The sequence below is a fragment of the Ensifer canadensis genome (assembly GCF_017488845.2).
Taxonomy (GTDB): domain Bacteria; phylum Pseudomonadota; class Alphaproteobacteria; order Rhizobiales; family Rhizobiaceae; genus Ensifer; species Ensifer canadensis.
In genome coordinates this window covers 354,791-379,876 of sequence record NZ_CP083371.1, presented here as the reverse complement: position 1 = coordinate 379,876, position 25,086 = coordinate 354,791, and the positions used below count along the sequence as shown (strand labels likewise).

Annotated in this window: 23 protein-coding genes; 10 read left to right on the top strand and 13 right to left on the bottom strand. The window is 61.9% G+C overall.

Translation table 11 applies throughout. The features are described from left to right. Positions 1 to 131 precede the first annotated feature (131 nt). The 3 genes from J3R84_RS21405 to J3R84_RS21395 all read right to left on the bottom strand — a co-directional run bounded on the left by J3R84_RS21405 (position 132) and on the right by J3R84_RS21395 (position 2,694). The gene (locus J3R84_RS21405) at positions 132 to 653 is read right to left on the bottom strand and encodes an RNA polymerase sigma factor (RefSeq protein ID WP_057209973.1); all 522 of its coding nucleotides are present in this window, start codon (positions 651 to 653) and stop codon (positions 132 to 134) included. Positions 654 to 1,238: 585 nt separating this feature from the next. Next, on the bottom strand, positions 1,239 to 1,601 hold the full coding sequence (locus J3R84_RS21400) for a hypothetical protein (RefSeq protein WP_057212856.1): 363 nt from the start codon (positions 1,599 to 1,601) through the stop codon (positions 1,239 to 1,241). 181 nt (positions 1,602 to 1,782) lie between these two features. Continuing rightward, entirely contained in the window at positions 1,783 to 2,694 is a 912-nt protein-coding gene (locus tag J3R84_RS21395; RefSeq protein WP_203527738.1) for a GGDEF domain-containing protein, read from the bottom strand. A gap of 492 nt (positions 2,695 to 3,186) precedes the next feature. Between J3R84_RS21395 and J3R84_RS21390 the strand changes: the two genes are divergently transcribed. The 4 genes from J3R84_RS21390 (at position 3,187) to J3R84_RS21375 (ending at position 6,941) form a co-directional block, all read left to right on the top strand. Further along, a complete protein-coding gene (locus J3R84_RS21390; RefSeq protein WP_203527735.1) occupies positions 3,187 to 4,164 on the top strand; it encodes a LysR substrate-binding domain-containing protein in 978 nt (325 codons plus the stop codon). Positions 4,165 to 4,236: 72 nt separating this feature from the next. Further along, positions 4,237 to 5,400 (top strand): adenosylhomocysteinase, encoded by a 1,164-nt coding sequence (locus tag J3R84_RS21385; RefSeq protein ID WP_203527733.1) that lies wholly within the window; start codon positions 4,237 to 4,239, stop codon positions 5,398 to 5,400. A gap of 12 nt (positions 5,401 to 5,412) precedes the next feature. After that, complete coding sequence (locus tag J3R84_RS21380; protein WP_203527730.1) at positions 5,413 to 6,417, top strand: Gfo/Idh/MocA family protein; 1,005 nt, start codon at positions 5,413 to 5,415, stop codon at positions 6,415 to 6,417. Positions 6,418 to 6,578: 161 nt separating this feature from the next. Further along, a complete protein-coding gene (locus J3R84_RS21375; protein ID WP_057209982.1) occupies positions 6,579 to 6,941 on the top strand; it encodes a hypothetical protein in 363 nt (120 codons plus the stop codon). An 87-nt stretch (positions 6,942 to 7,028) separates the two neighbouring features. Here the strand turns inward: J3R84_RS21375 and J3R84_RS21370 are convergent, their stop codons facing one another. From J3R84_RS21370 to J3R84_RS21360, 3 genes are all read right to left on the bottom strand, one after another. After that, positions 7,029 to 7,514, bottom strand: coding sequence for a pyridoxamine 5'-phosphate oxidase family protein (locus J3R84_RS21370; protein WP_025429405.1), 486 nt, complete (start codon positions 7,512 to 7,514; stop codon positions 7,029 to 7,031). Between the two features lie 122 nt (positions 7,515 to 7,636). Next, positions 7,637 to 8,239 carry a general stress protein gene (locus tag J3R84_RS21365; protein WP_203527728.1) on the bottom strand — a complete coding sequence of 201 codons (603 nt, stop codon included), beginning with the start codon at positions 8,237 to 8,239 and terminating at the stop codon, positions 7,637 to 7,639. 44 nt (positions 8,240 to 8,283) lie between these two features. Then, a complete protein-coding gene (locus tag J3R84_RS21360) occupies positions 8,284 to 8,598 on the bottom strand; it encodes a PepSY domain-containing protein (protein WP_025429407.1) in 315 nt (104 codons plus the stop codon). A gap of 390 nt (positions 8,599 to 8,988) precedes the next feature. Here J3R84_RS21360 and J3R84_RS21355 point away from each other — a divergent pair, with 390 nt between their 5' ends. The 3 genes from J3R84_RS21355 (at position 8,989) to J3R84_RS21345 (ending at position 13,508) form a co-directional block, all read left to right on the top strand. Continuing rightward, a complete protein-coding gene (locus J3R84_RS21355; protein WP_203527725.1) occupies positions 8,989 to 10,170 on the top strand; it encodes a low temperature requirement protein A in 1,182 nt (393 codons plus the stop codon). 104 nt (positions 10,171 to 10,274) lie between these two features. Further along, positions 10,275 to 11,495, top strand: a complete 1,221-nt coding sequence (locus J3R84_RS21350) for an NAD(P)/FAD-dependent oxidoreductase (RefSeq protein WP_203527723.1) — start codon at positions 10,275 to 10,277, stop codon at positions 11,493 to 11,495. Positions 11,496 to 11,573: 78 nt separating this feature from the next. Then, positions 11,574 to 13,508: an AI-2E family transporter gene (locus tag J3R84_RS21345; RefSeq protein ID WP_113568562.1), complete on the top strand. Its 1,935-nt coding sequence runs from the start codon at positions 11,574 to 11,576 to the stop codon at positions 13,506 to 13,508. A 413-nt stretch (positions 13,509 to 13,921) separates the two neighbouring features. Here the strand turns inward: J3R84_RS21345 and J3R84_RS21335 are convergent, their stop codons facing one another. Continuing rightward, positions 13,922 to 14,068, bottom strand: a complete 147-nt coding sequence (locus J3R84_RS21335) for a DUF1127 domain-containing protein (protein ID WP_082571694.1) — start codon at positions 14,066 to 14,068, stop codon at positions 13,922 to 13,924. Positions 14,069 to 14,338: 270 nt separating this feature from the next. Next, positions 14,339 to 15,274, bottom strand: a complete 936-nt coding sequence (locus J3R84_RS21330; RefSeq protein WP_203527720.1) for a LysR family transcriptional regulator — start codon at positions 15,272 to 15,274, stop codon at positions 14,339 to 14,341. A gap of 199 nt (positions 15,275 to 15,473) precedes the next feature. Between J3R84_RS21330 and J3R84_RS21325 the strand changes: the two genes are divergently transcribed. Continuing rightward, positions 15,474 to 17,168 (top strand): GMC family oxidoreductase, encoded by a 1,695-nt coding sequence (locus tag J3R84_RS21325; protein WP_025429413.1) that lies wholly within the window; start codon positions 15,474 to 15,476, stop codon positions 17,166 to 17,168. A gap of 94 nt (positions 17,169 to 17,262) precedes the next feature. Here the strand turns inward: J3R84_RS21325 and J3R84_RS21320 are convergent, their stop codons facing one another. The 3 genes from J3R84_RS21320 to J3R84_RS21310 form a co-directional block, all read right to left on the bottom strand. Further along, positions 17,263 to 18,126 (bottom strand): alpha/beta fold hydrolase, encoded by an 864-nt coding sequence (locus tag J3R84_RS21320; protein ID WP_057223353.1) that lies wholly within the window; start codon positions 18,124 to 18,126, stop codon positions 17,263 to 17,265. Between the two features lie 229 nt (positions 18,127 to 18,355). Then, positions 18,356 to 19,195 carry a type 1 glutamine amidotransferase domain-containing protein gene (locus J3R84_RS21315; protein WP_057223350.1) on the bottom strand — a complete coding sequence of 280 codons (840 nt, stop codon included), beginning with the start codon at positions 19,193 to 19,195 and terminating at the stop codon, positions 18,356 to 18,358. 41 nt (positions 19,196 to 19,236) lie between these two features. After that, on the bottom strand, positions 19,237 to 19,944 hold the full coding sequence (locus J3R84_RS21310) for a type 1 glutamine amidotransferase domain-containing protein (RefSeq protein ID WP_025429416.1): 708 nt from the start codon (positions 19,942 to 19,944) through the stop codon (positions 19,237 to 19,239). Between the two features lie 101 nt (positions 19,945 to 20,045). On the opposite strand from J3R84_RS21310, the gene J3R84_RS21305 reads away from it, so the two are divergent. Both J3R84_RS21305 and J3R84_RS21300 read left to right on the top strand, forming a co-directional pair. After that, positions 20,046 to 20,951 carry a LysR family transcriptional regulator gene (locus J3R84_RS21305; RefSeq protein ID WP_025429417.1) on the top strand — a complete coding sequence of 302 codons (906 nt, stop codon included), beginning with the start codon at positions 20,046 to 20,048 and terminating at the stop codon, positions 20,949 to 20,951. Positions 20,952 to 21,104: 153 nt separating this feature from the next. Further along, positions 21,105 to 21,785, top strand: a complete 681-nt coding sequence (locus J3R84_RS21300; RefSeq protein ID WP_025429418.1) for a DUF8692 domain-containing protein — start codon at positions 21,105 to 21,107, stop codon at positions 21,783 to 21,785. 24 nt (positions 21,786 to 21,809) lie between these two features. Here J3R84_RS21300 and J3R84_RS21295 read toward each other — a convergent pair whose 3' ends face one another. Beyond that, entirely contained in the window at positions 21,810 to 23,879 is a 2,070-nt protein-coding gene (locus J3R84_RS21295; RefSeq protein WP_057222786.1) for a prolyl oligopeptidase family serine peptidase, read from the bottom strand. Between the two features lie 171 nt (positions 23,880 to 24,050). Beyond that, positions 24,051 to 24,956, bottom strand: coding sequence for a LysR family transcriptional regulator (locus tag J3R84_RS21290; RefSeq protein ID WP_025429420.1), 906 nt, complete (start codon positions 24,954 to 24,956; stop codon positions 24,051 to 24,053). Positions 24,957 to 25,086 lie beyond the last annotated feature (130 nt).

The window sequence follows — 25,086 nt, the reverse complement described above, 5'->3', positions numbered from 1 at the left end:
GCTGCGATTTCCTGATCCTGGGTCAATATATCCTACGCCGGTCTGGGCCTCTTCCGAGGCACTTCTACCCGAACATTCCCTCTTTTGACAAAGACGAATGACGCGCTTTTTTTTCTCAGGGAGCGACCACTTTAAGTCGCGTTGACCAGAAGTGCCGTGGCAATCTTCATCATCGCTGCCGTGACGTAACGATGGGCGCTGGCTGTCGATATGCCCAGATGCGATGCCACTTCTTCAAGCGTGTAGCCGCCGAAGCGGTGCATCTCGACGGCGACCCGCGCCTCGACAGGCAATTCCGAGAGGATCTGCGAAATCCGGCGAACGTCGTCGCACAGCAAGGTCGATTGTTCCGGCGTCGGCACGTCGGCAGGAACCGACCAGAACGGCACATCGTCCTGGTGGCCGATTGCGGCCACCTTCCGGCGCCTCAGCACATCGAGCGAGAGGTTCCTGACCGTGCGGTAGAGATAGGCGAGGAGCTGGCCTTTTGAAACCGTCCGGGTGCTGGAAGGCAGAAACCGGACAAACGCATCCTGGACGATATCTTCGGCAGCATCGCGCGAGCCGAGCAGGCGGACCGCATAGGCGATGAGCGCCGGACGATGGGCAATAAAGATATCGACGCGCGTTTCGGATTGGGTCTCGGTCGTCATAGGATCCTGGCCGGGAGCGGGTTCGTCCGCGGCGACTGCTTTGCGCGAACGGGCGTAAAATTGAAAACATGTCTATAATAGTCAAGTTTAAAATTCGGCCAGCGGCGAACTTTTCCCACGGAAGAAGGAGGGTGTGTCTCAATCGCCGCGATCGCGGAAGCCACCACGGTGGGGCACGGCAAGTGCCACGGACGGCATGCAGACGGCCGGTTTTCGAGACGCGAGATGGCTATCGCAAGAGCCAAGGAACATCGTCAAAACCTTGCGTCTTTGGCGTTTGCGGCAATCCCGAAGCGTGAAAATCTGGCCGCCCCAGCAGCTTGGTCATGGATGGCCGCAGCGCCGCCACGTGAAGCGAAACACGCTTCCAGCCAGACGCGCGCCCGTCACGATCAGAGCACGACATGTGACGATTGATCTCGGCGGGCAATACACTGCGTTGGTCGGTATTGGCGGCAGCGTGTGAAATCCGATGGTTGTTCGCTGGCGCGGCGCCAGATCGAACAGGACCCCGCGGTTTCGCACGACGTATCAGGCAACGATCAGTGCCGAAGACCTCAACGATCATCGCCGCCAAGCGTGGGCTCATGCCGGGGTCTTTGGCAACGGACTTGTAGCCCCCATAACGTTCCGCATCGTATCGTCGCGGACTGTGGCATCGGAAGCGGCGCTGACGACGAGCCCCTTCTTCGCCGCGTCTTCCGCGAGCGTCTCCCAGCTGTTTCTGATCGTTGTCGCCATCTCGACCCAGGAACGGTCGACGCCGTTCGCCGCAAGCGTCTCGATCAGTACATCCATCCGCTCGACGCACTCGTCAATATTCAGGTGCAACCGGGATAGCTGGTCGAGCGTAATGCCGGGATGATCCAACAGCCTTGGTATGGTTGTCGCCGCCTTTTTGACGAGCTCGTCTTCTTCGATCAACGAACGCTGCCACGCCTCACACATCGCTGCCCCCAACTCTTACTCAGAACAACAGGATCGACGCAGGCACGACACGGGTCAACGCACCAAGACGGGCATCAAGGCGGCCATACATCCGTCATACGGTGGAACCTTAGTCCCTCTAGACAGGTTGCGCGCGTAAAAAGAGCGGGAACGGACACGCGCGATACCGATCGCAACGGCGTTAAACGACCGTGATCTGATTTCGACCGTTGCGCTTGGACTGATAAAGGCCCTCGTCGGCCCGTCGCAAAATATCGCCGATTGTCGCATCCGTTCGGGAAATTTCGGTGAGACCGCCGCTGATCGTGGAGAAAAGCTCCAGCCTGTTCTCTAGTTCCAGCGAGATTTGCTGACGCAGCTTATCTGCGATCGGCTTGCCCTCGTCGAGCGTCGTCGCCGGGATCAGCACAACGAACTCGTCGCCGCCAAGACGTGCCAGCACGTCGTCAGACCGCAGCGCCCGCCGGCAGCCGGTGGCAATCGTCGCCAGCAGCTCGTCGCCGACGGAATGCCCCAGTTCGTCATTGACTGCCTTGAAATTGTCGACGTCGAACATCAGCAGGCATGTCGGACGGCGGGTGCGCGTGGCCAGATCGAACTCGATCGCAAGCACGTCAAGCAGTTTTCGGCGATTGTAGAGGCCGGTCAGCGGATCGGTTTCGCTTTGTTGGCGCAACTGATGCTCAATGGCATTCTTCTCGGTGATATTGCTGGCAACCCAGACCACGGCGTCCTCGCCGTCGACAGGAAAATCGAGCGCCTGGACCCGGCCTTCAAACCAGATCGGATGATCGGGCCCAGCATCTTCGAGGCCCTTAACGTCGCTTCCCGCGAGGCTGTATTCGACGATGTGCAATGCCCGGGAGCCGAGCGCCTTTTCGATTTCCAGCGCGAACCACAGCGCCTTGTCATGGGCAAGGACATCAAAAACACTCTGACCGACAAGACTGCTGCCATCGTGATAGTAGCGGTGATCCGCCCCACCGTACAGGGCAGCATAACGGCCGCTGCGCGTCAGAATGAACGCCGGGTCGGGCAAGGCGGCAAGAATGAGAGTGAGCTGATCGCGGGAAAACCGCACCTCGTTCTTCACAGGTTCATCCGCGGCGGCACGACTACGGCGCCGCGCGTCTTATAAACGCGCAAAGGTCGCTGTAGCACTTTGAATTGCTGCATGTTTTTATCCTCAAATCGAATAGGATTTAAGGAAACATGCAGTCGGCGATACGCTCATGACGATGACATCCAGGCATTGTCTTCTTCCCTTGTCTCCTCGTCCCATAGACGAAAGAGCAGGCGGTACAGACTTGGCTCAAAGGGATGCTGTCGCAAAAAACCTTCGAAATATTCAATTTTTCTAAGCTACATCCACCAGCGCCCCTAAGCGAGCATGGAGCGCATCCCTATGCGAGCTGGAACGCAAGCCATGCCCGGAAAATAGGCATATCAGTGTGACAACAACATAGGACAAGCACGCACGCCTTCTCGCTGCCGAGCGGATAGGCGCTCTTGTCCGCGCACCCGCTGAGCAGGACGGCTCGTTCATCCCAAACGCAATGTTCGACAGCCGGTCTCCGGATAGGCTATGCACGAGGTCGAGAAGGGCCGTTGGCCGAGGCGCATGATGCAGACAGACGACCTGAACCTGAAATCCCAGCGTCCGTTGCCGCCGCTGAACGCCCTGCGCGCCTTCGATGCGCTGGCCCGGTGCGGCAGCCTGCGCGCAGCCGCAATCGAGCTCGGCGTCGTGCCCGGCGCCGTGCGCCAGCAGCTTGCAAGCCTCGAGGAGCATTTCGGCTTTGCCCTGCTCGATCGCGAAGCTGGCCGCGTGACCCTCAATCCGGCAGGACGGCGGCTCGCCGATGCCGTCGGTGTCGCCTTTGCCATCGTCTCGCGTGCGGCGGAAGAGATCTCGTCGAGCGGCAGCACCGTCCGGCTGCGGCTCGGCGTGCCGATGCCGATGGCCTCGGCATGGCTTATGCCGCACCTGGCAACGCTGCAAAGCGCCGTCTCGGGCCTTGAGGTCGATATCATCCCGGTTGCCGTCAACCAGTCGCTGACTGACATGCCTGAAATCGATGCCCTGATCGTTGGCGGTGAATACCGACCGCTGCCCGATATAGCCGCGACCGCCTTCATGGACGACCGGTTTGGCCCGGTGCTCACCGTCGGGCAACCGTCCCCCGGCCTTACGCCGCCCGATCTCGCGGACATGACCGCGCTGGTCGCCCGCACGGTGCCCTATCTCTGGGACGACTGGTTTCGCGAAAGCGGCAATGCTCCGGTCCGCTTCCGCAAGCGGATCGAGGTGGACGATCTGACGCTGGCCCTCAGTGCCGCCCGCAGCGGGCTTGGCGTCACCATCGCGCCGGCGGCCTCGATCGAAACGGACCTTGCCTCCGGCGCGCTCGAAGCGCCGTTTGGTTTTGTCAGCCGGCCGACCGGCTATCGGTTCTGCTGCCGCATTGCCGACAGGGACCGCAAGCCGATTGCTGACCTGCGGAATTGGCTGCTCGCAGAGGGGCGGCGCCAGGAAGGAAAACTGCCCTCCGCCGCAGCTTAATGTCTCTGACATAGGACAGGCTGCCCGGACTATCTTTGCCGGCACCATCGACAGACAGCCAGGACCCTCACCATGACCACCTCCAGCCATCCGTCCCGTATCGAGTGGGTCGGGCAAAGCTGCGCGCTTCTGCGCGCCATTGCTGCCGAGTTTGAAACAACCCTCCCGTTCAAGGGCCTGACGATCGGAACGGCAATCCATCTGGAGCCAAAGACCATAGCGCTGCTGATGACGCTCAGGGCCGGCGGCGCGCAGCTCGTGGCAACCGGCAACCTGAACAGCACCCAGCCGGCGACGGTCGATTATCTGAAACGTCAGGGCATCACCGTCATCGGTGGGCAGACGACCGATGCGACGACCCATTCCGGCTTCATCGATGCCCTGCTCGATCACCAGCCCGACCTACTGCTCGACAATGGCGGCGACCTTTTCGCTCGTGTTGCCGAACGGCCCTACGGGACATTGCTCGGTGGTACCGAGGAGACCACTTCCGGCCGGACCCGTCTGGAGCCGATGCGCGACGCCATCGGCCTGCCGGTGCTTGTCATCAACGACAGCCCCATCAAGCAGTTTGCCGAGAACCGCCATGCGGTCGGCCAGAGCCTGTTCGAAAGCTACATGCGCTTCACCAATCGCTCGACCAATGGCAAGCGTGTGAACGTTTTCGGCTATGGCGCCTGCGGCAAGGGCACCGCCGCCTGCTTTCGCAATGCCTACAGCGCTGTCAGCGTCGTCGACGTCGACCCGGTTGCAACGCTCGAGGCCCATCTCGACGGTTTCTCGACGCCGAGACCCGATGACGCCATACGCTCGGCCGACGTCATCGTCACGGTCACAGGCTCTGCGAGTATCCTGACGGCTTCGGATCTCGCGGCCCTCAAGGACGGCGTGATCCTCCTCAACGGCGGGCACTTCCCGCACGAGATCGACGTTGCCGGCATGCGCGCCGATAACGCGGTGGTGGCGGCGGAAACCTACGCCGACGAGGGCATCGAGACGCTCGTCCTTGCCGATGGGCGGCGCATCCATATTCTCGGCGCAGGTCACATGGCCAATCTTGCCGGGTCAAGGGCGCTTGGCAATTCGGTCGAATCCATGGATCTCGGCTTTGCTCTCCAGGCCCGCTGCCTGGAGCGGGTGGCGAGCCGCACGCTCGACGCTTCGATGTGTGTCGTGCCGGTGCCCGGAGACATCGACGCCATGGTGGCATCCGCCTATCTCGAACTGCACCGCTGAGGGAACTGACAGATGCTGCGCTGGGGAATTCTTGGAACGAGCTTCATCTCCGACACGATGGCCGGGGCCATCTCTGCCAGCGACGGGTCCCGCATCGAAGCGGTGGCCGGGCGCGATCCGCAGCGGCTTTCGGATTTTGCCGGGCGACACGGTATCGCGAAGCACTATTCCGGCTACGACGCGCTGCTCGACGACCCTGATATCGATGTCGTCTATATCGGCCTGCCCAACAACATGCATCATGAGGCGGTGATCCGCGCCGCGGAAAAGGGCAAGGCCGTCCTGTCGGAGAAATCGCTCACCACGACGATGGCCGAAGCCGACGCCCTGGCGCAGGCCGTGCGTGACCGCGGTATCTTCTTTCTCGAAGGCTTGATGTATCTCTGCCATCCGTTGATGGCCAAGGCCGGCGAAATCCTGCAGTCCGGCCGGCTCGGTGTGATCCGCTCGGTTTCCGGTCTCTACGCCGCCGATATCTGGAAGTTCGTGAACCCGATGGGCAAGGGGACGATTTTCAATCTCGGCTGCTACCCGGCCTCGCTGCTGCACTACGTGATCCAGACGGCCTGCGGGCAGCATGCCTTTTCCAGCCGGTCGACCAGCGCCTTCGGAAACGCCTCGTCGCACGACGGCAATATCTGCGACGCAAGCCTGTCGGTTCGTTTCGACAATGGCGTTCTCGCCACGCTTCAGTCCACCGACAGCTTCGGCATGTCCTTCGCCTTTTCCATCCATGGAGAGCGCGGCGCCCTGCGGTTCCTCACCAATCCCTGGCTGCCTGTGGCTGGCGAAAATCGCCTCGAGCTTTGCGAATATGGCCGCGCTCCGGAAGAAATCGTCGTGCTTTCCGACCATGACGCCTTCGGCCATCAGGTGCGACTGGTGGAGAACTGCCTGAAGGCAGGACTGAAGGATGCCCCGCGTCCGGCACCACAACTCACCGATTCGCTCGAGATCATGTCTTTGCTCTCCGCCTGGGACGACCAAGCAAGGCTGTCATCGACAAGCGGCGCGTAGCATCCCCGCCCGCCACAGCCTGTTTTCAGGCACACGCCATAAGGACGCACGACCCCACCAAAAATGAATGCGAGCGGACCTGGCGCGCCGTTTCAAACGTCATGGTTTGTGCGTAACAATTGCGAACCGCGCGAGGGGCGCGCGGCTTCCTTGGGGGACTTATGAAAAGATTGTTGCTCACCGCAGCGCTGTTTCTCGCCGCGGCCGCGGCCGGAAACGCCCAGACCGTCAACGCCGGAAAATACATCGTCGAAGGCACGAACCTGGATGGTTCCAGCTATTCCGGCACGGCCGAAATCACGCTTGCAAGCGAAACCACCTGCGTCATCGAATGGGACACGGCCGGCGTAAAATCGACCGGCGTCTGCATGCTCAACGGCAATGCCTTCGCCGCAGCCTATGTGCTCGGCGATGCCCTTGGCCTTGTCGTCTACAAGGTCAACGGAGACGGTTCGCTTGATGGCACCTGGACGATCACCGGCAAGGATGGCAGCGGCACCGAAACGCTGACCGAAGCCAAGTAACCTTCTCGGCGGAATGCGCTCGGCTATCATGAAAACACCTGCAGTGGGCATCTGCCCGTTGCAGGTGTTTTGTTTTGGACAGGCAGTCTAGGAGAGCTCCACTTTCGCGGTTTTCTCCCTGTACTCTTCCTTCGGATCGCTGCCCAGGAGCAGCTTGATACCGGCAAACAGGCTGGTCTCGTTGAGCCAGATTTCCGCTTCGCTCGGCTCGAAACGCAGCAGGGCCAGTTCGGGGTCGTCCTTTCCACCCTCGTACCAGGCGGCGATATACTGGTTCCACAGCCGATCGATAACAGTGCGGTCATTGTCGAGGCGAAGGCGCCCGTGAACGGTCGCGAACAGTTCATGATCCTTGGATGCAAAAGCAAACATGGCCGGTGTGTTCGCGGCGACATTCTGGGCCACGACGGCACTCCTGACGGTGAAGAACCAGATCGGACCCTGCTCGCCCTCGATCTGCGCCGTCATCGGGCGCGTGTGCCCATGCTCTTTTTCGGACAAGCCAAGCATGACCGTCATGTCCGATTTCAAGGTCTTCCAGAGTTTCTTCTTGAGTTCTTCGGGAGTTGCCACTGCCGTATCTCCTTGACGGTTCGACGCGCCGACGTTGCCCACCTTTTTGGGATGGCCTTCGTGAGACGGCGCGAAACCAGACGCCGGCCGATCGGCCGGCGTCTGCTATGCTATCCGCGGGTTTAGCGGTTGGCGTATCGGGCGCGCTGCTCTTCGATCTGCGTCGGGCTATAGGGATCGAGGTTCTCATCGAACCTGCTCCAGCCCTCCGCGCGGTAGGCTGAGCGGCGTGCGTTGACATCGACCCAATTCGAGCGCGTGAGGATCGCCTCGGCCTCGGCGACATCGCTGTCGGCGACGCGTGCAGTAACCAGTGTGCCGCCGCGGCGAACGCCCTCGGCGTAGACATGGGCATCTTCTTCCGGCACGCCGGAATCCGTCAGCGCGCCGATAATGCCGCCCACGGCACCACCGGCAACGGCACCGGCGGCCGCGCCCGCGGCTGTTGCCGCCAGCCAACCGGCCGCCACCACCGGGCCGACGCCCGGGATCGCCATCAGCCCGAGGCCGGTCAGAAGGCCGCTTGCGCCGCCGACCGCAGCACCGAGGCCGGCGCCAGTGCCAGCCCCTTCGGCCGCACCTTCTGTGTCGCTAACCTTGTAACGGCCTTCGGCATTGCTCGCGACCATGCTGACGTCGTCATCGGGAATGCCGGCCGCTTTCAGCGCACGCACGGCCTCGGAAGCCTGCTCATAGGTATCGAAGAGTCCGGAAACAGTTTTCATGTCGATTTTCCTTGAATGGGTCTGCTGAAGTTTCTCGACCAACGTCAGTTGGCGACGATGTTGCCCTGGTAATCGAGCGCGACGGTCACGGGCTTTCCGTCCTTGGTGGCAGAGGCCTGCCAGATGCCCTTGTCGTCCAGCTTCAATCCGGTCACGGATGTGTAGCCGTTCTCCTGAAGTCGTGCGCGCGCCTGCTCTTCGGTGAAGCTGTTGGCGCCCTCGACAGGTGCGGTCGGGTTGGTGGTGTCAGGCGTGGCCACTGCTGGCGTTTCAGCCTCCGGCGAAGGGGTCGGCGTCTGGGCGTAAGCACTAAGCGCGCTTGCGGCCAGAAAAGCTGTCGCGACAATTACTCGTTTCATTGTTGTCTCCTCGATCCAGTCATTGAACGATGCTGGGACAACGCGAGTGCTTGGCGATGGTTCCTGCCTCACATCAGAACAAATTGAAAATTATTCAATCCACTTAACAGGTTACCGGCGCTGCGCACGCTCTCGATCGGGCACGACAAGGCCCGCCGGGATTGATGACAGCGCCAAGCCAAACGCCTCTCGCACAGGAAGGTTCAGTCCGTTGTTTGCAATTGGTGCCGGCAATGCGCAATGGTAGCAAGCGCCTATCAGCAGGAGGCACTCGCTGACGCGAGCCGCGTGACGCCTCCTGCCCGTCCCAACAGGAAGCGGCCGTTGTTGAAATTCGCCAGCGCCCTAGTTCCCGTTCGAGTTTCGATCGGAACAGCATCGGCGACCTGAATGGCAAGCAATCATAAAGGGGATTGGATCAGGAAGGCGGATGCCGACCAGACACGGGCGAGTTTTCCCGAACTGTTCTTCGACCTCGTTTTCGTCTTCGCGCTCATTCAGCTCGCCCACAAGCTCGCATCCGATTTCAGTGCCACTGCCGTGATCGAGGCCGTCCTGCTGATCCTGGCGATCTGGTGGGTCTGGATCCACACGACATGGGTGACTAACCTGCTCGATACCGAAAAGGAGCCGGTCCGCCTGCTGCTGTTCGGCCTAATGTTTGCCGGCGTACTTCTGGCGATCGCCCTGCCCGAAGCCTTTGGCAACCAAGGACTGGTTTTTGCGGCGATCTACAGCGGTATGCAGATCTGTCGGTCGGCTTTCACGCTTTATGCCTTTCGCCACGCCAACGGGCGATCGTTCCTGACCTTCCTGCGGATCACGATCTGGATGCTGTTCTCCAGCGCCTTCTGGCTGGCCGGCGGGCTAATGGAGCTCGAAGGGCGCCTTCTCCTGTGGACACTCGCCCTCCTTGTCGAATACGCCTCGCCGGCGCTCAGGTACTACGTGCCCTTTCTCGGCAAATCGCCCGACGAGACCTTGGATGTATCCGGCGCGCACATGGCGGAACGTTGCGCGCTCTTCGTCATAATCTGCCTCGGTGAGACCATCTTGACCACCGGCCGCAATGCGACGGAGCACATGACGGATGATATGACCTTTGCCGTGTTCTGCAGCGCATTCCTCAGCACCGGCTTCATGTGGTGGATCTATTTCCACCACGGCCAGGAAAAGGCGGCATCGAAAGCCGAGGCGACATCACGGCCGGAGACCCTGGCGCTCAATCTATTCACCTACGGCCACCTGCCTGTCGTCGCCGGCATCATCCTGACGGCAGTCGGGGAGGACTTCAGCTTGTCTCACGCCGAAGAATCGAGCTCGCTGAAGCATGCGCTCGCCATGCTCGGCGGCCCGGCGCTTTTCCTCGGCGGCAACATCTGGATCAAGGCCGTCGCGACCCGCCAGTTCCCGGTCTCGCACATCGCCGGGCTCGTGCTTCTCGCGGTCGCTATTCTCATCGTGCCAATTGCCCCCAACTATATCGTTCAGGCCGCAGCGACCGCAGTGCTGTTGATCGTGGCGCTTTGGGAATACCTTGCCCTGCGTCGCCTCACGGCATCGACCGCCTGAGCAGGCGGCTGCGGGTGCCACCCGCCAACCGCAAAGGTCGCAATCACCCAGAGGAACTTAATTGGCTCCTGCGCATTCACGAATGCGCAGACCTGGAGGGGCACTTGCATTCACTGACCCGAAAACGGGCACTTCGGAAGTTCGAGCCGCTCTGGGCCGATACCCCGCGCCACGCGGTGAGGACACAAAGGCGGCTCACCACCTTTGATGTCGATGTGCTGATCGTCGGCGCCGGAATCAGCGGTGCGCTGATTGCGAATGCTCTGATCGGCCACAATCTGTCAGTGCTGATGGTCGATCGCCGAAAGCCGATAGGCGGCAGCAGCATGGCTAGCACCGCCATGATCCAGCACGAAATCGACGTGCCGCTGCACCAGTTAAACCGCTTGCGCGGAACCGCTGACGCCGCCCGCATCTGGCAGCGCTCGGCGAAGGCGGTCGAGCATCTCGCATCGCTCGTCGACGCCCTGCAGATCGATTGCCATTTCGAGCGGAAGAACACGCTTTATCTCTCGGGCGCAAGCTATGGTTCGCGCGCACTTCAAGCGGAAGTGAGTGCCCGCGAGGCTGCAAGCCTCGCCGCGACGCTTCTGCCGCAAGCCATACTGCGCGCCAGGTTCGGTATCGACCGTACCGCGGCGATCGAGACGCATGTCTCCGCAGCGGCCAATCCGGCCCAGTTGACCGCCGGCTTCCTCCGCCACGCACAGGCAAACGGCATCCCCATCGTCGAGACCGTCGAGATCACCGATATCAGGGAAGTCGAGGGCCGGAATGCCGTTGCGACGTCCGACGGCCGGATCATCCTAGCGACCCATGTGGTCTTCTGCACGGGCTATGAGTTTCTGAAAGCCGTCGCGAACAAGAAACATGCCATCGTCTCGACCTGGGCGATGGCGACCAGGCCTCGTCATCCAAGGCCGGAATGGCTCGACGACTATCTCGTCTGGGAGGGCGCCGATCCGTATCTCTATTTTCGCTCGACGCCCGACGGCCGCATCATCGTCGGCGGCGAGGACGAGAAAAGCGACGATGCCTTCGAGGATCCGGCAAAGCTGCAGGCCAAGTCCGACATCCTTCGCGAAAAACTCTCCGATCTGATCGGGATCAGGATCGGCGTGCCCGACTACCGCTGGGCAGCGGCATTCGGCGTCACCGCTCAGGGCCTGCCGATGATCGGCCGCGTCCCCTGCATGCGCAACGCCTTCGCCACCATGGGCTATGGCGGCAACGGCATCACCTTCAGCCAGATCGCCGCCGAGATCATTTCGTCCAGCATCCTGGGACATGCCGACCCGGACGCTTCGCTGTTTCCGTTCGTCTAGCGGTCGGCGTGGAAACTGCGCCGCATTTGCCGGCCGATCATTCGTGATAGCTTCTGATAAATCGTTGGGGAAATAGGCATGGGCAAGGCAATCGATCAAATCCGGGAACTCGGTGCGCCGCCCTCGATGCAGGGCGTGCGCCCGGCCATGCCCACGTCGCTGACGCTTGTGGGCGCCGCGGCCGTGCTTTACCTCGCGCGCGACGTCTTCCTCCCGATCGCCGTCGCGCTGCTCCTGACCTTCGCACTTGCGCCTGTCGTCGCGGCCCTCCGCCGGATCGGCCTGCCACGGGCGTTTGCGGTGATCTCTACCGCGTTGATCACCTTTACCTTGATCGGCATTTTCAGTCTCATCGTCACACTGCAGGTTGCGGAACTTGCGAAGAACCTGCCTGCCTATCAATCCAACATCGTCATGAAGGTGAAGGACCTGAAGGAAGCCGGCTCCGAAAACGGCATCATCGATCGCATTGGCAACGTAGTCGAACGCATCAACCGCGAAATAGACCGCCCGACCACGGAGACGCCGACTAGCGTCGAAAGCCCGAAAAAAGATCCGCTGCTGGTCGAGATCTATTCTCGCGACAATCCGATCCAGGTCCTCACCAATATCATCGCGCCGCTGGTCGGCCCGGTAGCGATGGCCGGCCTTGTGGTGGTGGTCGTTATCTTCATGCTCTTGGAGCGGGAGGATCTGAGGGACCGGTTCATCCGGCTCGCCGGTTTCGGCGATCTGCATCGAACCACCGAGGGCCTGCAGGATGCCGGTAAGCGCGTCGGCCATTACCTGCTGATGCAGTTGATCGTCAACACCACCTATGGCCTGCCTGTCGCCATTGGCCTTTGGTTTATCGGCATACCCAACGCGATGCTGTGGGGCTTGCTGGCGATCGTCCTGCGCTTCGTGCCCTATGTCGGGCCGGTCATCGCCATGGTGCTGCCGCTGTTCCTGTCGGTGGCGGTCGACAGCGGCTGGTCCATGCTGCTGTGGACGGCCGGCCTGTTCGTTGCGATGGAATTGGTGATCAACAATGTGGTCGAGCCGATGCTCTACGGTTCCAAGACCGGTCTGTCGCCGCTGGCGATCATCGTTTCCGCGATTTTCTGGGCGTGGATCTGGGGGCCTGTCGGACTGATCCTGTCGACGCCGCTGACGGCCTGTCTCGTCGTTCTCGGCAAACATGTACCGCAATTCGAATTTCTGCAGGTGCTTTTCGGCAGCGATCCGGTGCTCGCGCCGCACGCGCGTCTCTATCAGCGGCTTCTGGCCGGCGATCCGGACGAAGCGACCGATCAGGCCGAGGAGATCCTCGAAGAAGAATACCTCGTTGACTACTACGGCGCGGTCGCCATGCCCGCCCTGGCTTTGGCGGAACAGGATCGCGCCCGCGGTGTCATGAGCGATGAGCAGCGGCTGCGCGTGGCTGCAAGCGGCATGTCGCTGGTCTCTAACCTCGAAGACATTGCGATCGAGGAAAGTAAGGATGATGAGAATGAGACCGCAGACACGGAAGGCGAACCGGCAAGCCAGCCCATTCCGGATGGCGAAGGCATGACCATCCTGTGCGTCGGCGGCCGGGGCGAGATCGACGATGTCTCCGCCGCGATGCTCGCTCAGGTGCTGCGCGCCGAAGGGGCCGCCGCAACGGCGTTGAGTTTTCACCAGATCGAACCGGCCAATATCCGCAAGCTCCAGACCGAAGCCGTCGACGCGATCGTCGTCTGCTTTCTCAACCGGGATTCGATCAAGCACGCCCGATTTGTCGTCCGCCGCCTCAAGCGGGTCAACACCAGGGCGAGGGTCGGCATCGTCATTTGGGACACTTCTGCCGATCGTGCAGCGGGCCAGCGCAAGGCAGATACAAGTGCGGAGCAAGTGGTGGGCGCCGACTTCGTTGCATCAGACATGACGACGGCGGCGATTGAGGCGCTGACGAAGCGGCCCTCGGTTCCGCTTGCAGCCCCCAGCAAGACCAAGGTTCGGCGACGACTGGTGCCGCAACAGACACAATGACGTCTTCAGCGCTGCTGGAGCGGGCCGGGCCTATCTGCTCGGAGAGGGGGGCAACCCGGTTCAGAAGACACAGAAGTCCTACATCAGGACGTGGACATTCCCTGCCAAATGGTCTTCGGTCTGGTGACGCCTGCTTTTTCTCAGGCCGACGTCGTCTGCGACGAGGCGTCGTTGATGAAACACGATCTCGGATGGCGCCAAGAAGATCGAATCGGCGAAGGAACTCAGCATGGCCAAGGATGCCATGGCAGCCAATGACATGGAGAAATGCAAGTCGCATATGGACAATGCGGTCAAGGGCAAGGACGCGATGGAACGCGATCAACTCCGTCCAACGATCGGTCAAAACACAAAAAACGCCCGCTCGGATCCGAGCGGGCGCTTCATGAAATCTTTGATGGTCTCAGGCGCGATTAGCGGCCGAAGGTATTGCGGGCAATGCTCGGGATGTCGGCGCGGTCGATGCCGAGGTCACGCAGTTCGCGCGTGGACATGCGGCCCAGTTCGGAGACCGTCTGCCGGTACTTGAGCCAGTTGTTGAAAGAGCGTGCTACGTTCATGATGATCCCCTTTCCGTGGGCTTTCGAAGCCTAGCTGCCAGTCCTTGGCGCTTCGTTCACTTCGATGAGGGATATATAGTCGATCACCCCCGCAGATAGCAGCGCTAAGACTTCACTCCACCCCTGCAAGCCGCGCATGGATCGTTGTGCCCCAGGGAACTGCAGAAGCCGAGCAGTTGAGCCCCCACGAATGGTCAAAGCGAGCGGCTGGCAGCGCTGAGCCAAAAGGGAACTCGGCCGGATCGCAAACCAGGGCGCCATGCCCGCCCCTCAATGATCCGTCCGCCATATCCTGTCGATGACCTCGAAAGCGAGCGCGACGTTGGGATCGGTGCGTCGGGGCCGAAGACAGACGAAGCCGAGTGTGGTTTCGAGTTTGACCCTGTCGGCGATGACGAGGCCGCTTGCCTGCTGTTCGCTGAGCGCGATCGACTCCCGGCAGAGGCTGAGACCAAGCCCCGTGCGAACCATGGCCAGCATCGACGCTTCCTGGTCGACGAGGGCGACGACGTTCTGCTTGAGGTTAAGTTCGCCGAGTTTTCTCGCAAGCAGCCGATGATGAACGGAGGCCGGCGGCGTTCCGATCCAGGGCAGCGCCGCAAGCTCGCTCCACTCCCTTCCTGCGACGATACCGGCAAAGGCCGGCGGTGCGACGACACGATAGGTCAGCCTCGACAGCGGCTTGACGAAGAACTGCGCCTCGGCCTCCGCACTACGGACATCCGTGCTCGTGCCGAAATCATCGAGGTCGCCGAGAAAGAACCCGACATCGAGTTCGTTGCGCTTCAAACCGATCGCGACTTCACCGCTCATACCCTGGCGAAGGGTGGTTTCAATACCCGGCCCGCTTTCGACCAGGGCTTGGAGAAAGGCACCCAGCCTCGTGAATTCGGGGTCGATGATCGTTCCGATCCGCAGCTTGCCGCGAAGCTGCGCCGTCAGGTGCATCGCCGTCTGCCGGAACTCGGTCACCGACGCCAGCACCTGCTCGCCCTTGGCCGCCAGCAGCGCGCCGTCGCGCGTCAATTCGAGCCCGTTGGCGGTGCGATGGAACAGGGTGAGGCCCAATTCCTGCGACAGGCGCTTCACCTGCAGGCTGACGGCAGGCTGGGTCAGATGCAGCAGTTCGGACGCCCGCGTGACGTTGCCTTCCCGCGCCACCGTGACAAAAGCCCGCAACAATCGCAGATCCAGATGATCAGCCATATAAATATTCCTTATAATACTCAGGCGTATTTATCATTGGATTTCGTCATGCGGTAGCTTTTTACTGTCTTCTGGCGGATCGCAATGCCGCGATCGCTGACAAAAATTATAAAGGGTGGGATGATCTTCGGCCGATACGCGACCCTGCTCGCCGCGACCAGCCCATCGCCCTTTCGGCTGTGTTTGGAAAGTGCCTGCAATGAAGACCGACACCTCAACTGCTGATACCACCGTTTTCGACTATGTGGTCGTCGGCGCCGGCTCGGCCGGCTGCCTGCTTGCCAACCGCCTCAGCCGCGATCCCGGCAAACGGGTCCTGCTGATAGAGGCGGGCCGGCGCGACAACTATCCCTGGATCCATATCCCCGTCGGCTATCTCTATTGCATCGGCAACCCGCGCACCGACTGGCTCTACAAGACCGAGCCGGAAGCAGGATTGAACGGACGGTCGCTGCGCTATCCGCGCGGCAAGACGCTTGGCGGCTGCTCGTCGATCAACGGCATGATCTACATGCGCGGACAATCGCGTGACTATGAGAGCTGGGCGGCCCAGACCAATGATCGCGAGTGGTCCTGGGAGAATTCGCTCCAGGATTTCAAGGCCCATGAGGATCACTACCGGCTCGACGACGGTGCCGATCCCGTCACCGGCGACAACAGCCGGTTTTCCGACATGCATGGCCGCGGCGGCGAATGGCGGATCGAAAAACAGCGGCTGAAATGGGATATCCTGGAATCCTTTGCCGAGGCCGCGGTCCAGGCGGGCATTCCGCGCTCGGCCGATTTCAACAGCGGCGACAACGAGGGCGTCGGCTATTTCGAGGTCAATCAGAAGTCGGGCTGGCGATTGAACACCTCCAAGGCCTTCCTGCGGCCGGTGCGCCATCGCCGCAACCTGGTCGTCTGGACGGAGGCCGAAGTCGAAAAGCTGCTGATCGAAACGACAGCGGATGGCACCAAGCGCTGTACCGGTGTCTCGCTTTATCGCGGCCGCGACAAGGTGACCGTGCGGGCGACGAGCGAAGTCATTCTGTCGGCGGGGGCGATAGGCTCGCCGCAAATCCTGCAACTCTCAGGCATCGGACCGGCCGCGCTGTCGCATGCCATGGGTCTCTCCGTCGAACATGACCTGCCCGGCGTCGGCGAGAACCTGCAGGACCATCTGCAGATCCGCGCCGTCTTCAAGGTCAGGAATGCCAAGACGCTGAACACGCTGGCGAGCAATCTCGCCGGCAAGGCCCGGATCGGGCTCGAATATGTGTTGAAGCGCAGTGGACCGATGAGCATGTCGCCATCGCAACTTGGCGCCTTTTCCCGCTCCGACCCCGACCGCGCCCATGCCAATCTGGAATATCACGTGCAGCCGCTCAGCCTCGACGCCTTCGGCGAGCCGCTGCACAGCTTCCCGGCCTTCACCGCCAGCGTCTGCAATCTCAACCCGACGAGCCGCGGCCATGTGCGGATCCAGTCGCGCGACCGGGGCCAAGCGCCGGCCATTGCTCCGAACTATCTGAGCACGGACGAAGACCGCAAGATCGCCGCCGACAGTATCCGGCAGATCCGATCGATCGTCAGCCAGCCGGCGCTGGCACGATACGAACCGATCGAGTGGAAGCCTGGTATCGAGTTCCAAAGCGATGGCGAACTGGCGAAACTCGCCGGCGATATCGCCAACACCATCTTTCACCCCGTCGGCACCGCCAGGATGGGCGCCAAGGACGACGGTCTAGCCGTCGTCGACAGCCGGCTTCGGGTTCGGGGGATTGGGGGACTGCGGGTGGTCGATGCCAGCGTGATGCCGACCATTACCAGCGGCAACACCAGCGCGCCGACAATGATGATCGCGGAGAAAGCCGCGCGCTGGATCATCGGCGACGCACAAAGGCGAGCCTAACCGGGAGCGTTCGGACGGCCCCCCCATGACGACAGCTGCACGCAACACATTACCAACCGGCCTCGCCTGAGAAGACGAGGCGGGTTGGTGATTTCTACTGGAACATGCCCTTCGGCGTCTCGCCCTTGAAGAACGGCACGATCAAGGCCTCCAGCAGCTCCGGCTGGCCGATGACGGCGGTGTGCGAGGTCGCCGGCAGGATGGCAAGGCGCGAAGCCGGCAGCGGTTTGCCCATGTCGCCCATGCCGCCACCACCGAGCAGCCGGAACATCGCCACCGTATGTTCCAGTGTCGCGACGTCGGCATCGCCGGCGATGATCAGCACCGGGGTCTTCAATGCCTTCACGTCCTTTTCCCACGCCATCGGCTCTTTCTCGAGCGCGATCAGCTTGGCGACGAGCGCCGGGAAGCCGTCCGGATTGGCGGCGAGCTTGCGGTAGTCGTCCGCAAACGGCATGCCGACGAACATCTCCACCGTCATCTGCGGGATGAATGCCTTGAATTCCGGTTGCCAGCCCTCGGCATCATAGCCGACGGAAGCCGCCGCCAGCTTGTTGACCTTGTCCGGATGGCGGATGGCGAGCTGCAGCCCGGCGGCCGCGCCCATGGAGTAGCCGAACACATCCGCCTTCTTGACGCCGACGGCATCCATGAACGCCGCCACGTCGTCGGCCAGGTTCGGATAGGTGATCGGCCGGTCGAAGTCGGTGGTGCGCCCATGCCCCTGGAACTCGATCGCGTAGACCTTGTTGGTCTCGGCGAGCTTGGGAATGATCGCCCCCATGGACGGAATATTCATATAGGCGCCGTGCAGGACGATGAGCGGCTCGCCCTCGCCGGACACTTCGTAATACATCTTCATGCCGTTGACTTCGACCCGCTCGCCAACCGGCTGGCCATCGGCAAGTGCCGGCCCGGCAATGAGCAAGGCTGCTGCGATAAGGGCAGTACGAAACATCATCTCTTTCCTCGCGGTTTCACGCGTTTTCGCAACGCTGACAATAAGACGAGCGAAATCTTCGCGAGCCGACATCGCCTTGCATTTTTTTGTCGCAATCGCACGCGAGCGTCAAACGGTCCTTAATGGGGAGCGGCTTGGGTTGAGGACGCATGGTTCGACGGCACCGAAAAACCTCGCCGTCCCAGGGGATGGCGAGGTCGACTTTCCGTTCATGACGATGCCGGCGTTATTTCAGCCGTTCGACAAGCATTTCACCAACCTGCAAGGCAGAGCCCGGATTTTGCCCGGTGATCAGTTCGCGGTCGACCACCACATTTGCCTGCCAGGGCGCCGCGTTGCTCTCATATTTTCCACCCGCCGCTTCGAGCGCCGCCTGCGGATAGAACTTCATCGCACCGCCATCGAGCAGGCCCTTCGCAAGTTCCTCCTCCTGGTTGCTGATGACGGTCATGCGGTAGCCCGAATAGATCCATGTGGGTCGATCGGGCTGTTGCGAGGCTTCGAGCTGGTCCGTAAATGCCTTTGCCTCCGCCAGTGTCGAAAGCAGCGCGATCGGGCCGTGGCAAACCAAAGCCGTGATCTTGCCGTTCTCGTGGAAATAGGCGAGCAGCTGCCCAAGCTGCCTGTCGTGCAGTAGATCCTGCATCGGCGCGTGGCCGCCGGGGATGTAGACGGCATCGAAGGTCGCATAGCCGATCTGAGCGACGCGAGCGAGACCGATCACCGGCGATTTTTCCGGCGAGGTGATGGCCAGTTCGTCGAGCAGGCCCTGATAGACTTTCATCTGATCGGCACTGCCGCCGAAATAGGCCGGGTCCACGGATGTCCTGTCGACCGTCGGCACTTGCCCCCCAGGCGTGGCGAAGGTGATCTCGTGGCCGGCCTCCAGCAGTAGCTTCACCGGCTGCATCAATTCATTGAGATAAAAGCCAGTCGGGAATAACTTGCCGTCCTTGAGATCGAGATGGTCGGAGCCGGAAAGCACCACAAGAACCTTTGCGGCATTTGCGTCGGCAGTTGCAAAGGTGAGCGCGAGCGCGGCAGCAAGGCCACGCAGCCATTTCATCGGGTTGGTCATGATTGTCACTTTCTAAGTCGGAAGCTGCGTCAGTTTGTCTGGCCGGCAAGCAGCAGATCGCGCATGGCTTCGCCGACGCCATGGGCCGATTGCGGGTTTTGGCCGGTCACCAGCCGTCCATCCACCACGACATTGGACGTCCAGTCGGGAGCGGGTTGGTGGCGGGCGCCGCGCGCCGAAAGCGTGCTTGCCAACAGGAACGGCACGACGTCTTCGAGACCGACGGCGCGCTCCTCATCATCGGTAAAGGCACTGACATTCCGGCCCGCGACCAAATAACGGCCGTCACTGAGCTTTGCGTTCACGAGCGCCGAGGGACCGTGGCAGACGGCTCCGACCACGCCTCCCGCCTCATAGATCTCGCGGATCGCGGCTTGCGCCTCGAGGCTTTCGGGAAAGTCCCACATGGTTCCGTGGCCGCCGGCAAAGAAGATCGCCTGATAGCGGGACGGGACGATATCGGCGATGCGCGTTGTCGCCGCGACAGCAGCGCGAAAGCGCGGATCGGCCCAATAGCGTGCATTGATCTCGTCCTTGAGGTCGAGACCGTCGACCGGCGGCTCACCGCCTGCCACCGAGGCGAACTCTACCGAGATGCCCGCCGCCTCGAGCACGGCAAGCGGGTGCGTGACCTCGCCGAGAAAATACCCGGTCGGCTCACCCGTCTTTCCCTTGGTGGCGTGGCTCGTCAATACGAACAGTACGGGCTTTGTCAGCCCTTGGTCAGAAGCCGGCATCAGATCACCTTTTGGTTTCGCTGGTCTGGCAGGACTTTATTATCCCCACCGGAGGCGATAAATGATCTCAACTTCAATTCATTTGTTCTCCGGAGACAAAGATGCCCCGTCGTTTCGATTACCTCGCCGATGTCGAAGTGTTCGTGGCGGTGGCCGAGCACGGCTCGTTGACGGCCGGCGCCATCGCCCTTGGTACGACACCCTCCGTCGTCAGCCGCGCCATCTCGAGGCTTGAAGCGCGGCTCGGCAGCCAGCTCCTGCGCCGCACCACGAGGCGCATCGGTCTCACCCACGACGGACAGCATTTTCTCGACCAGGCGCGCTCCGCCTTCTCGACCATCGACGACGCCGAGCGCGCGATTCAGGGCGGCAGCGGCCAGATCGCCGGCCGCATCCGCCTCAGCGTGCCGACCACATACGGGCACTTCCGCCTGCCGCCGCAACTCTGCCGGTTCCGCGCGCTCCATCCCAAGGTCGAGGTCGAGCTCAACATTACCAACCGCAACGTCGACCTGGTTGCCGAAGGCTTCGATCTCGCCATCCGCATGGGTCAGTTGCCGGACAGTGGCCTTGTTGCCCGCAAGATCGAGGACGGGGCGATGTGCCTTGTCGCCGCGCCCGACTATGTCGCCCGTCGCGGTACCCCTCAGAGCATCGCCGATCTCGATCGTCACGACTGCGTGCCCTTCGTCATGCCGAGCACCGGTAGGTTCGCGCCCTGGATGTTCCATGACAACGGCCAGGATCTCGACTGGGCGCCCTCATCCGGCGGGCTTCAGGTGAGCGATGACGTGCTCGGCGTGGTGTCGATGGCCGAGCAAGGCGCCGGCATTTGCCAGACCTATGATTTTGTCGTCGAGCGCTCCATCCGGCAGGGGAGACTAATCGAGCTGCTGCCGCAGCTGAACGGGCGAACGCGATCGATCTCGATCGTCTACGCTCCCAATCGCCGGCTTTCCGCCGCGTCCCGCGCACTGATCGACGTCTTGGGCGAACGGCAAAGCTGACGGCGAAAGTGTTCGGGGCGTTGCGCGGTCCAATACAATTTATCCGACCACATCTTCCCAGACACACCCAAAGTCACAAAACTGTCACAAACAAAGGGCCGGATCGCCCGCGTTCAGTTCCGATTTGCCACAACAATGCGAGGACGAGACGCCATGAATGCCAAGGCACAGACGCATTCGCCGCCGGCCGAGGCCGGCAGATGGCATCGATCGGAAGCCGGCACGATCATCGCCGTCATCCTCGTTTCGGTCGCCATTCTCGCGTCCCTTGTGGTCGCCGACCGGGTCTTCGGCATCGACTATTACGACCTCGTGCGCGACCCGAACGCCATCGCCCGCAACCCCGGCTATTTCGGCATCGTCTCGAATATCGGGGTTATCTTCTGGATCGTCGGCGCGGCCGCAGCTCTTCAGGCTTTTGCGGCGACAAGGGCGGCCGAAGGGACCACGCCTCTCAGGCGAACGCTGCTTGCCGGTGGGCTCTTTGCAGCCCTGATGGGTATCGACGATTTCCTCATGCTGCATGAGGCGGTCGCGACCACGGGCATCCCGGAAGAAGTCGTCCTCGTGCCGCACATGCTCGTGCTTTGCGCCCTGTGCTACTGCGCCTACACGGTTCGGGCAGCAACGCCGCGACTGCTGCTCGTCGGCTCGGTCCTGTCGATGGGCCTGTCCTTCGCCGCCGATATGGCCCCGATCCATGTCGGCGGGGCCACCTTCTTCGAGGAGGCTTTCAAGCTGGTCGGCATCCTGTTCCTGAGCGCCTATCTCGTCACCATCAGCCACCAGGCGCTGCAGCATGGCGGGGCGTCGCGGCACCCAGCCATCGGATAGCAGCCTGTATGGGCTGAGCCACGGTCACGTCGTTCCACCGCTCAATGCCTGCTCAAGGAAGATGTACTTCATTGCCGTCTGGGCCGCCTGGATCCGGCGGTCGCCGCGCCCGCCGTGGCCGCCTTCCGTTTCCTCGAAGAACAGCGCGTTGGCATGGCCGGCGGCCTGCAGCCGTGCTGCCATCTTGCGTGCGTGGCCGGGATGCACCCGGTCGTCGGCGGTCGACGTCGTAAGCAGCACCGGTGGATAATCGGCGTCATCAGCGACGTGTTGGTAGGGAGAATAGGTCGCCAGCCAGGCCGCTTCCTCGGGCTTGGACGGATCGCCATATTCGGCCATCCAGGATGCTCCGGGCGGCAATTCCGTATAGCGCAGCATGTCGAGCAACGGCACTTCAATGAGCACCGCACCGAAAAGCTCGGGCCGCTGGGTCAGGGAAACGCCCGTCAGCAAGCCGCCGTTCGACCCACCTTGAATGCCGAGCATGGCAGGGGTCGAAATCCCGCGCCGCACCAGATCTTCGGCAACGGCGGCAAAATCGTCGAACGCGTTCTGCCGCTTGTCCTTAAGTGCTGCCTGATGCCATCGCGGACCGAACTCGCCGCCACCACGGATGTTGGCCTGGACATAGGCGTAGCCCTTTTCAAGCCAGAGCTTGCCGCGTACGCCGGCGTAGCCGGGCAGAAGCGGGACTTCGAAGCCGCCATAGCCGTAGAGCAATGCCGGCACCGGCTTTTGCTGGTCGCGACGCCGAACGACAAAATAGGGAACGAGGGTGCCATCCCTCGAGCGTGCCTCGAACTGCTCCGATATCAGCTCTGACGCATCGAAACGCGCCGGCTGCGCCTTGACTGTCGCCAGCGTCTCGCCGTCATCGTCAGACCAGATGATCGAGCTCGGCGTCAGAAAATCGGTGAAGGAGAACGAGACGCTTGAGCCGAACTGATTGATATGGCTGATGCCGACATTGCCGTTTTCGGGCAGAGCGAGCGGTGTGAGCGACCACCCCCCTTCGCCGCGTTCGGCAAACACCACGCGGCCGCGCACATTGTCCATCAGGCTGATGAACAGGCGGTCGCGCGTGCTGGCGACATGCGCAATCGAAACACGCTCTGCGGGCGGCAGCACCGTTTCGATGGCGCCGAGTTCACCCGTTTCCAGCCAGCGCTTGAAATCGAAGGCGTAGAGCCCGTCCGGCAGACATGCCACGCCACCGGGCGCGGACCAGACGCTGCGCACCGCGAAGACGATCTGGCCTTTCAGAATTGCGATGTCGGCGACGTCGTCCGGCAGCGGTAGCCGCCGTTTTTCTCCCGAAGCCAGCCTGACGAAATGATGGCCGGAATAGAAATCGATCGTCCTTGTCAGCAGCAGGTACTGCGCGTCGCCATCGAATTCGAGCGAGCCGCCGACAGCAAGATCCTCGACCTGCCCTTCGAAGATCGGCACCGCCTCGCTGAGATCCGTGCCCCGCTTCCACAGCTTCACGACGCGCGGATAGCCGGATTGCGTGCGTTCTTCCTCCTCGAAGGCGGCCGCAACGATGACCGTGTTGATGTCGAGCCAGCTGAAATTTGATTTCGAAACGGGTGCACGGAACCCGCCCTCGACAAAGCTGTCGGTTTCGATGTCGAACTCGCGCATCTCGCTGGCGTCGCCGCCATCGGGCGACAGGCTCAGGAGGCAACGGTCGAAATCCGGATAGAGGCGGCGCGCGCCGCTGAACACCCATTTGACGCCTTCCTTTTGCGAAAGCGCGTCGAAGTCGATGATCGTTTGCCAATCCGGCTTTTCGGTCTTGTAGGAAGCCACAGTGGTGCGGCGCCAGAGGCCAAGCACGTTGGCCTTGTCCTGCCAGAAATTGTAGACATGGCCGCGCAGTTCATAGCCGACGGCGATGTTGTCCTCTGCGGTCATCAGCTCCAGCGCCGTTTCGAACCGCGCCTGATAGGAAGGATCGCCTTGCAGCCTCTCTTTCGTCAGCCCGTTCTGGCGATGCACCCAGTCGAGCGCGGGCTTGGATGTCCTATCCTCCAGCCAAAGCAGCGGGTCTTCGGCAGGTGTCGAAAGCTGAGGGGCAACGGACTTGGTCATGAAATCTCCAGCGACAATATCAGCGAGGCAATCGGGACGTGTAGCAGCGGTATATGTTGTCTCATCACCTGGCTTTGCAATGCCAAAGGTCGATTAGCGGCGTGGCCATGTTGGGGAGGCGCGGCTTGCCGATAGGCCACTTTGAAAGTCCTGTGATCCCAACGCAGTTGTTTACCGATCGGCAAGCTGGGCCAGGCAGACCTCGCGAACGCAGGCACGGAGCCAACGGTGCGCCGGATCGGCATCAAGCCGCGGGTGCCAGAGCATTGAGACGGTAACCTCAGGCACCGGAACTGGCAGAGGGAAACTGTGCATGCCGGCGCGCAGGTTTCCCGTATGCCGTTCAGGGACGCTGGCGATAAGGTCCGATCCGCGCGCAAGTGCGAGCGCCGCCGAGAAGCCCCCGACCGTGGTGACGATCTGTCGCTTGAGCCCAAGCTTTTCCAGGGCGTCGTCGATCGGCCCCCTGTCGAGACCACGCCGGGAGACGAGCACATGCCGGCCGCCGGCATAGCCGGCTGCGGTCAGCGGGCCGAGGCTCAAGGGGTGCTCCCGGCGCACGACACCGATGAAGCGATCCCGGAACAGCGCCTGCGTTTGCACTTCGGGGCCGGTCGCAGGCCCGATCACACCGGTTTCCAGATCGACGCTGCCGTCGCGCAACGCGCCGCTTTCCTTGTTCGGCTTTGGCAGAAAGCGCAGGCGGACGCCGGGCGCTTCATCGCCGATGCGCCTGAGAAGGTCCGGACCGAAATTCTCCACGAACCCCTCACTCGTCCTAATCGTGAAGGTGCGCGTGAGCTGGCCGACCTCGAGCATTTCGGCCGGGCGCAGGACCGCTTCGGCTTCATCGACGAGTTGACCGACACGCTCGCGCAGTTCCAGTGCCCGCGGTGTCGGAACGAGGCCGCGCCCGGCGCGCACCAGAATCGGATCGCCCGTCACCGCCCTGAGCCGAGCAAGCGCCCGGCTCATCGCCGAAGGGCTGAGCCGCAGACGCTCGGCGGCGCGCGCGACGCTGCCTTCCGCAAGCAGAACATCGAGGGTGACCAGCAGATTGAGATCGGGTTTCGACATTCGCTTGGTATAGCGCAGTTTGATCGGGATGTGGCGCCTGATGCATGAATAAAGTGCAAATCATGCGCCTTCCGCCATGTCACGCAGACGCCTAGGCTTCTGGCAGCTCCATTTCGGAGATTGCCAACAG

Coding starts and splice junctions, on each gene's coding strand:
- J3R84_RS21405 (WP_057209973.1), bottom strand. CDS start 653: ATGACGACCGAGACCCAATCCGAAACGCGCGTCGATATCTTTATTGCC.
- J3R84_RS21400 (WP_057212856.1), bottom strand. CDS start 1,601: ATGTGTGAGGCGTGGCAGCGTTCGTTGATCGAAGAAGACGAGCTCGTC.
- J3R84_RS21390 (WP_203527735.1), top strand. CDS start 3,187: ATGCACGAGGTCGAGAAGGGCCGTTGGCCGAGGCGCATGATGCAGACA.
- J3R84_RS21385 (WP_203527733.1), top strand. CDS start 4,237: ATGACCACCTCCAGCCATCCGTCCCGTATCGAGTGGGTCGGGCAAAGC.
- J3R84_RS21380 (WP_203527730.1), top strand. CDS start 5,413: ATGCTGCGCTGGGGAATTCTTGGAACGAGCTTCATCTCCGACACGATG.
- J3R84_RS21375 (WP_057209982.1), top strand. CDS start 6,579: ATGAAAAGATTGTTGCTCACCGCAGCGCTGTTTCTCGCCGCGGCCGCG.
- J3R84_RS21365 (WP_203527728.1), bottom strand. CDS start 8,239: ATGAAAACTGTTTCCGGACTCTTCGATACCTATGAGCAGGCTTCCGAG.
- J3R84_RS21360 (WP_025429407.1), bottom strand. CDS start 8,598: ATGAAACGAGTAATTGTCGCGACAGCTTTTCTGGCCGCAAGCGCGCTT.
- J3R84_RS21355 (WP_203527725.1), top strand. CDS start 8,989: ATGGCAAGCAATCATAAAGGGGATTGGATCAGGAAGGCGGATGCCGAC.
- J3R84_RS21345 (WP_113568562.1), top strand. CDS start 11,574: ATGGGCAAGGCAATCGATCAAATCCGGGAACTCGGTGCGCCGCCCTCG.
- J3R84_RS21335 (WP_082571694.1), bottom strand. CDS start 14,068: ATGAACGTAGCACGCTCTTTCAACAACTGGCTCAAGTACCGGCAGACG.
- J3R84_RS21330 (WP_203527720.1), bottom strand. CDS start 15,274: ATGGCTGATCATCTGGATCTGCGATTGTTGCGGGCTTTTGTCACGGTG.
- J3R84_RS21325 (WP_025429413.1), top strand. CDS start 15,474: ATGAAGACCGACACCTCAACTGCTGATACCACCGTTTTCGACTATGTG.
- J3R84_RS21320 (WP_057223353.1), bottom strand. CDS start 18,126: ATGTTTCGTACTGCCCTTATCGCAGCAGCCTTGCTCATTGCCGGGCCG.
- J3R84_RS21315 (WP_057223350.1), bottom strand. CDS start 19,195: ATGAAATGGCTGCGTGGCCTTGCTGCCGCGCTCGCGCTCACCTTTGCA.
- J3R84_RS21310 (WP_025429416.1), bottom strand. CDS start 19,944: ATGCCGGCTTCTGACCAAGGGCTGACAAAGCCCGTACTGTTCGTATTG.
- J3R84_RS21305 (WP_025429417.1), top strand. CDS start 20,046: ATGCCCCGTCGTTTCGATTACCTCGCCGATGTCGAAGTGTTCGTGGCG.
- J3R84_RS21300 (WP_025429418.1), top strand. CDS start 21,105: ATGAATGCCAAGGCACAGACGCATTCGCCGCCGGCCGAGGCCGGCAGA.
- J3R84_RS21295 (WP_057222786.1), bottom strand. CDS start 23,879: ATGACCAAGTCCGTTGCCCCTCAGCTTTCGACACCTGCCGAAGACCCG.
- J3R84_RS21290 (WP_025429420.1), bottom strand. CDS start 24,956: ATGTCGAAACCCGATCTCAATCTGCTGGTCACCCTCGATGTTCTGCTT.